A 6,007-nucleotide genomic window follows, 5' to 3' on the forward strand; every position below is an offset into this window, starting at 1 on the left:
TTAAAGCGGTACGCGAGCTGGGTTCAGAACGTCGTGAGACAGTTCGGTCCCTATCTGCCGTGGGCGTAAGAAGATTGAGGAGAGTTGACCCTAGTACGAGAGGACCGGGTTGAACCGACCACTGGTGTACCGGTTGTTCTGCCAAGAGCACCGCCGGGTAGCTAAGTCGGGATGCGATAAGAGCTGAAAGCATCTAAGCTCGAAGCCGACTCCAAGATGAATCTTCTTTTAAGAGCTCTAGTAGACTACTAGTTTGATAGGCCGGATGTGTAATGGATGAAAGTCCTTTAGCTGACCGGTACTAATAGCTCGTTTGCTTATCTTTTAAGCATTACTTCCTTGTTAAGGATAAATTTTACTTCGTCTTTTTATTTTATACTGCGTTGCGTTTCGCTTCGGATTACGGTCACGAACTTATATGTTCGCTCCCTTATCCTAGCTCACGCGCCTTGTCTAAAAGTAAAAATACTTTGTAAAATGCCTTGGATATTAAATTTAAAAGCAAAGATGAATAACCAAATTTATACTTAAAGCATCAATCCTAAAACAAACTCCGTTTTATAAAACAAGATCTGACTTTAACGATGAACGCAGTGTTAAATAAGAGATTATAAAAGATATCCGTAATCTACGATTAATCCGATAGATTACGAAGTATATTTTTGATATGAGGCGAACAGGCAGGAGCGAGTAAAGCAGCTCATGCGCTACGCGGCTAAAGCTCGTAACGTATTCGCAGTATATAATATTACTATCAAACAACAAAAGCAATCCCTTATTTAACACTGCCTGTGGCTATACAGACGAGGAAACGCCTTGCTCCATCTCGAACCAAGAAGCTAAGCTCGTCCTGGCTGATGATACTATCCGTTACTCGGACGGGGAAAGTAGGTCGCTGCAGGCTTTGTTAGAATCTCATAACTTTCCATGCAATTTCCAATTTAAATTCTATTTCAGTATCTTTAGCTTATCGCTTCTTTTAGCCAATAAATATTGCTTGATAAATTTAAAATTCCATAGCCTTTTTAGAATTTTAGAACCTTCTGCAAATACAAATTTTAAATCTAATCCTCCATCAATACAAAATCTCAAAACTCTGCATTAAATTTGACTTATATTGAGTGAAAAATGATACGGATTGAAATTTTTTTATAATACTTGCTTTGTTCGTATTATTTTTCCATACTGTCCTGTTGCGTTTGCTTTTTAACTTCTATGGCGCGATCTTTATTTCTAACCTCTACAAGCCTCATTTATGATTTATACGTTCGTTTTTTAATGCATTGCCGCGTTTTTATATCTAAATTATAAAGCCGCCGGCAACTTATAAAGCTTTCGAATGATTTAAACTAGATACCAAATAAAGCTTGGCAAGCATTGTTACTTAATATAATGAAACGTTCTATAAGCAGATAAAACCCTATTAAAAATCAAGCCTATAAAAGCATGTCCTACAAAAGCAAGCTTATTGATGCGGCTAAATTTTATGAAGATTGCTCGTATAGCTTTGTACGTAAAGTATCCGTGCCTTTCACAGCACCAGTATCCCGTCGCCGTATTGTTGTATATAGTCTCGCACGTAAAAAGTCTCCGTGCGCAGCAAGGTAGGACTAAATTTTATAAGTACCGCCGCTTAGCCTTTTACATGATTTAAATCCAAATCCAGTTTCAATGCTTGCGGTATTAAATTTAATATATCTAGCTTTATCCTTTTCGGTCTCCAAAGAGGAGCAAAAAAAGCGCTGTTGAATTAATATATCTAGCCTTATCCGCGCCTATCTGCTTTTTAAGATCAAGCTAAGATTTAACGTATTTAATAAAACGATCGAAGCAGATAAAATTTCAATATATCTCTTAAATTTTATCTCCCTTTAAGCCCGCTGCAAATATAATCCCTACCGTATTGCAAGGTAGCGTAATAGCATATGGGCGCATTCCCTTTTCTAGCACTGACGCGGGATAGGTATGCAAAAGCCTCAATGCTAATAGACGTTTTATTTGACAATACAAATATCTTAACCTTAAAGGACTTTTAATGAAAAACCTATTTAAATCCGCACTATTTCTATCGCTTCCTGCATTTATGCTAGCAGCAGTAAATTTAAACACCGCAAGTAAAGAGGAGCTTATGGCGCTTCCGGGCATCGGAGAGGTAAAAGCTCAGGCTATTATAGATTACCGCAAGGATAATAAATTTAAAGATATCGAGGATATCAAAAACATTAAAGGCATAGGCGATAAGAGATTTGAGCTTATTAAAGATGATCTTGCCGTAAGCGGACAGACCGACATTAGTGATCTAAAATCTGCCAAGAAAAAAGCAAGTAAAAAAGCTAAAGATACCGCCAAATCTGCTAAAGCTAAAGCAAATACTAAATCGGAAAAGATGCAAGAGAAAATGGATGATAGCATGGATAAAGCTATGAATGATGATGGTAAAGTAAAAGGCTCTACGGCTAAGTTGAAAAACGAAGCTAAAGAAGAGGGATCATCTAAGGCTTCTGGTAAGAGGAGTAAGAAGGGTAAGGGAGAGTAATTTCTCCCGACCTTAGCTCATTATTCTACAAGCCTAGCACTTGCGACGAATCATGATCTACGTAGCAAGAGCATAAATTTAGGCGGAGCTATGGAAGTGTGCAAGATTTCAATTCGCATCTTGCGTAATTAGCTTGTGATCGACTATACTGTAGATTTAGAAGTTTACAGTTCGATTTAAACTTGCGGATGCAATTTTATTTTATGATACGGTGAGCCGATATTTTTTGGAATTTTAAGGTGTAAATTCTTGATTTTTCATAAATTTTAATCTCACTACTTTTAAACAGAACTAAAACTACCCTAAAGACCGCCTAACTACAGCAAGGTATCGGCAAATCGATTATCGGCACGTTTAAGCTAATGCCTAGAAATCGTGTAGGCTAAATGTCAAGCCATAAGAAATCATAGCGGTTTAGGGCGGCAATTTTGCAGAAGTGGCAGTGGGTTTATCTGATCAAAGTGTATAGCGTAGTGCGAGAGTGGCGCTTAAAAAGACCACAAGAGATAGGTTTAAAGCAAATTTTACCCTATTTAAATGCTAGCATTATTACGCCTGTGCCGATGAGTGCTAGCGCGAGCCATTCGCGAAGACTCGGGCGCTCGCCTAAAAATATCACGGCTATGATCACAACGAGCACTACGCTTAGTTTATCGATCGGTGCTACTTGATAGGCTTTGCCGATTTGCAGAGCTTTGAAATACGCTAGCCACGATGCACCCGTCGCCAGCCCACTTAGTATCAAAAATACCCAGTTGCGAGGGCTCAGGCTCGATAGCGGCTGCCAGGCTTTGGCGTAGCGTAGGAACACGGCGAGGCAAAAGGCTATGATGATCGTGCGGATAAAAGTTGCGAAGTGGGAGTTAATGCCTTCGAGTCCGATTTTTGCAAATATCGCAGTCAGCGCCGCAAAGAGTGCTGATGCAAGCTAGCCGCTGGGTAAAAGAAGCTAGAGCTCTGCTGTTTTAATTTAGATACGATTGCCAAGTCTCGCTGCGATTACTGCTAAATTCTACCCCGCATATATAGAAAAATCGTCAAAAGCACATTCTCGCTTCGCCTAACACTAAGAGAGGTCTGTTTAAATTCCACTTCGACGCTCCTCAAAAACAAATGCCAGCGACGCAAGCGCATCCATCGTCGTTTAAATTCCAATTCGATGCCTCTCAAAAAAGCAAACTTTAAGCCCAAACCTACTACTCTAAAAGTTCAAATTTTACAAATAAGGATACTGAATGAAAAATTTCATATTTTCCGCGCTTTTGGCTCTTGGCATCGCAGGCTGCGCCGCAAGCACCGCTCCGACGCCTGCAGGCAACTTACGCTCGCTCAAATCCGAGATCGTAAACTACACTCGCCAAAGCTCCACAGCTTACGTATATACGTTTAAAGACCTATCCAGCGGCGAGCTCTACACCGCTCGCGCAAGCAGATACTATGCGGCTGCAGGAGATACTGCCTACATAAGTACCGCTTCAGGCGCTATCACCGATATGCGAATCATCTCGCGCAAAGCGGGTTCCGTTGCTCCGCGCGCTTATGATATCGGTAAAATCGAGACCAAACAAATGCATAAAAATGACGCTATTGCTGTACCAGAGAGCGAAAATATTAGCTTTTAATCCCACGCGATTTTTAACCGCTGCGCCCTTTAAGGTAAGCGAGCCTGCTTTTAATTTGCGAAACGCTTTTGTGTTCGTTCTCTACTCTTATGAAGGCAATAGTTTCTGTTTTTAATCTAGCGGGCTGGCGTGATTTGCTTGCGCTTTAAAGTCCGCTGATTCTTTATGCGATTGCCTGCATAAATTTTATATTTTATAAGTTGTGGAATTTTGTATTTCACGAAATTCTGCGCTGCACATCTTACTTATATGGCTAGGTTAGCATTTTCTATTCGCTTGCTTTCGCGCTTAAAATTCCTTGCTGCATAGTGCCATTTTGTCCGCAAAATTCTATATTATAGAAATACAGCTGGCGCTAGAATTTTGATTGCGAACTTCTTATCAATTTTCTTTCTGCGGTTTTTCGCGTACTGCTCGTTCTCAGTGCTGTATTCTCCACTGATAAGATGTTGCGTGGATTTTTTAAACCCACGCTTTGCGAATTTTGTATCGTAAAATTTTATCAAATTTCTCCCGCATGAAAGAGGTGTTGCCGTCTGTTTACCGCGGTCTGATATAATCCCCACATCGAAATTAGAACTCCTTTCAATAATCGGCGAGGCCTGTGTGGGTCTCGCTTTTTTTATGCCCGTTAAATTTGGGTTTTCGGTAAATACTCGGTAACAATTTGGTAAAATTTTAGTATTTTTCAGCCTATTTTAAGCATATAATTTGTCATTTTGTGCTACTATTGCGCTTACAAACTTTTAAAGGAGTTCAAAATGAAACTAGTTAAACTTAGTTTAGCGGCAGCAGTCGCTGCAGGTGCTCTTGCTATGAGTGCAAGTGCTGTTCCGTTAGAGGAAGCTATCAAGGATGTGGATCTAAACGGATACGCTCGTATGCGATATACACACAATAATGAATCCGATAAAAATGTCCACCGCGAGAAATCTAGTGTCTGGGAATTCAAATCCGAAGTAGATTTCAAAGCTAAAATCGACGATAACTTTTTCGGTGTAGTCGGTGTTAGATTCATGGATAGAGATAACGGTCAGACTTTTTCATCTTCAGACGGTGTATATCTTCAGGAGAAAAATGAAGAGGATGATGAGTCTCAATTTGATATTGCCAAGGCCTACTTAGGATATGCTATTGGCGGCACTACGATTACAGTTGGTCGCCAGGGTATAGGTTCGTTCTTTACGGATGATATGTATGGGGACGGTGTTAAGATTACTAGCACCGATATCGAGGGGCTAACTCTTACTGGCTTTTGGATGGACTCTTTAGAGAATGATAGTGATATTGGCAGCCTTAAGTGGAATAGAACAGGTGCAATGGCTCCATTAGGAGGAAAATTAACTACCGATCATAATCTATATGGCATAGGGGCTATGGGTTCATACGATCCGGTAGCTTTCCAACTATGGTATAACTCTTTAGAGGATGTAGCCGATCTTTTCGCTGCAGAGTTAGCATTTAACTTTGATATTTCCGATGATTTCAATATCGGTGTAAAAGGTCAATACGCGTTTTCTGATTTTGACAAAGCGTCTTATGGCCATTGGAATAATATTCCTGTTCCACCAGTGTTTGTTACAGAGACTGATGTAGGTGATGCAGATTTTTGGGCTGCAGAGGCTAGTATGGGTCTATTCGGTATCGATTTAGCTGCAGGTTATTTGAGATTCGAGCCTGATAATAAAGATCGCGCTTCTTTTGTATCTTTTGAAGATCAAGGCTCCTTTATTAGCCCGGGTGAGCAGTTGCTAGATTATACGAACTTTACTGGTAAAAATCATTATTGGTATGCAGTAGCAGGCTATACTATTCCTGATACTGGTATCAGAATCGGTGCCGATTACCT

2 protein-coding genes, 2 rRNA genes and 2 pseudogenes are annotated in these 6,007 nt (G+C 40.2%); 5 read left to right on the forward strand and 1 reads right to left on the reverse strand.

Going from position 1 to position 6,007, the window contains the following annotated elements; translation table 11 throughout:
• The 3 genes and pseudogenes from Q0620_RS00485 to Q0620_RS00495 all read left to right on the forward strand — a co-directional run.
• Positions 1-325 (forward strand): 23S ribosomal RNA (locus Q0620_RS00485); the annotation flags it as partial.
• Between the two features lie 462 nt (positions 326-787).
• Positions 788-904: ribosomal RNA gene (gene rrf, locus Q0620_RS00490) — 5S ribosomal RNA — on the forward strand.
• Positions 905-2,035: 1,131 nt separating this feature from the next.
• Positions 2,036-2,275 (forward strand): annotated as a pseudogene (locus Q0620_RS00495) (helix-hairpin-helix domain-containing protein); the annotation flags it as partial.
• A 790-nt stretch (positions 2,276-3,065) separates the two neighbouring features.
• On the opposite strand, the pseudogene Q0620_RS00500 reads toward Q0620_RS00495, so the two are convergent.
• Positions 3,066-3,464: pseudogene (locus Q0620_RS00500) on the reverse strand (EamA family transporter); the annotation flags it as partial.
• Between the two features lie 307 nt (positions 3,465-3,771).
• Between Q0620_RS00500 and Q0620_RS00505 the strand changes: the two are divergent.
• Positions 3,772-4,158, forward strand: coding sequence for a hypothetical protein (locus Q0620_RS00505; RefSeq protein ID WP_298782726.1), 387 nt, complete (start codon positions 3,772-3,774; stop codon positions 4,156-4,158).
• 761 nt (positions 4,159-4,919) lie between these two features.
• Positions 4,920-6,007: major outer membrane protein (locus tag Q0620_RS00510; protein ID WP_298782728.1), on the forward strand; the 1,088-nt coding region annotated here is incomplete at its 3' end.

The sequence above is a fragment of the uncultured Campylobacter sp. genome, assembly GCF_938017615.1.
Lineage (GTDB): Bacteria > Campylobacterota > Campylobacteria > Campylobacterales > Campylobacteraceae > Campylobacter_B.